1 protein-coding gene is annotated in these 1,373 nt (G+C 43.2%); it reads right to left on the minus strand.

What is annotated here, in order from left to right; genetic code table 11:
• Positions 1 to 421: 421 nt before the first annotated feature.
• On the minus strand, positions 422 to 1,189 hold the full coding sequence (locus A5294_RS06345) for a hypothetical protein (RefSeq protein ID WP_004574110.1): 768 nt from the start codon (positions 1,187 to 1,189) through the stop codon (positions 422 to 424).
• Positions 1,190 to 1,373 lie beyond the last annotated feature (184 nt).

The raw sequence follows: 1,373 nt of genomic DNA on the forward strand, positions 1-1,373 counted from the left end.
TTTTCCTTTAATGATTCAAGTATAAGAAAGAATAGGAAAAGCAAAAAGAGTAAGTGCCTAAGTAGATAGGTAGGTAAGCAAGTAAGTAAATAAGTACGTAAATACAAAGAAAAGGGCTCGGAGAATAAGTACCAAATAAAAGCACTAAACCCAAGCCCTTAATAAACTGGCCTATCTCCCTAAAAATAAACCAGCCTTACACTCAACAGTCCCACTCACAAACCATACCACAATCCCACTGTCAAGAAAGAGATCTGGCAAAACAGTAAAATTATGAAACAGCCTACAAGCAACTCGCCGCAAAACACTGAACAGTATTTACGGCACGTTGAGTGAAAGATTTAACAAGTGAGCGCACCATACTTACATACAGCACGCTCACAAATCATTAAACAATCAACACACTTAATGTGCTAACAGCTTAGTGACGAATCTTGCGAAGAGCAGCACCCATGCCAGCAAGCACGGAAGCAGCAACAGCAGCCAAAGCTACAGCAGCACCGGTCTTAGCCAATGGAGCAGCAGCAACTGGGGTCTTAGCAGCAGACTTCTTATCAGACTTCTTATCAGACTTCTTAACATCAGCCTTCTTGCCACCAAGATTGTTCAAGAACTTAGCAAAGCGTTCCTTACTTTCCTTGTAAGCCTTCTCAGCTTTAGCAAGCTCATCCTTGGCTTCCTTCTCATTCTTAGTAGCAGCAGAAATACTATCTAAGAATGGAACATTAGTGTAGTAAGCCTTACGCAAAGCAGCAGCAGCTTCATGTTCACCTTCAGCGTCAAGATAATCAGCCTGAGCCAACATATCAGCCCACTTAGCCTTCAAAGCATTCAAAGCAGCAGTAGCTTCATTAGCCTTGGACCTAGCTGCTGAAACCTCTGCAGCACCACGACCATTCAAGGTGCCCAAAGAACCATTTACAATGTCTCCCTTTTCGGAACCGTTAAGGAAGTTGTCAAAAGCCTTGGACTTATCGAGATTATCTAAAACTGCCTTATTTTCCTTAGCTTTGTTCTCTTCAACTTTTTTAGCCAACTCAGCTGCATCAGCCTTTTCCTGCTTCTTAGCATTCTCAATAGCTGTTTGAGGTAAATTCGCACTATCAGCCATTGCTGGGGCAGCAAAAGCGAAACCGGAGAGGAGGGTGGCGCCAGCAGCAAATGCGGCGATAGCCTTCTTATTCAACATAATAATTTCCTTTCTTCTTCTCCTTCGTGCTAGGTACACGAAGAAAAATTTGCTGTGCAACTCCAAACGGAGCCACACACGCCCGTCAAACTAGGACCGACCGGCGTTTGCTATTAACATACCCCCCCCCGTTCGAAAAAGTCAAGAGCCAACACACAACTCATTAATAAAAAACATTCATATT

The organism is Gardnerella sp. 30-4 (assembly GCF_001641215.1).
Taxonomy (GTDB): Bacteria; Actinomycetota; Actinomycetes; order Actinomycetales; family Bifidobacteriaceae; genus Bifidobacterium; species Bifidobacterium leopoldii.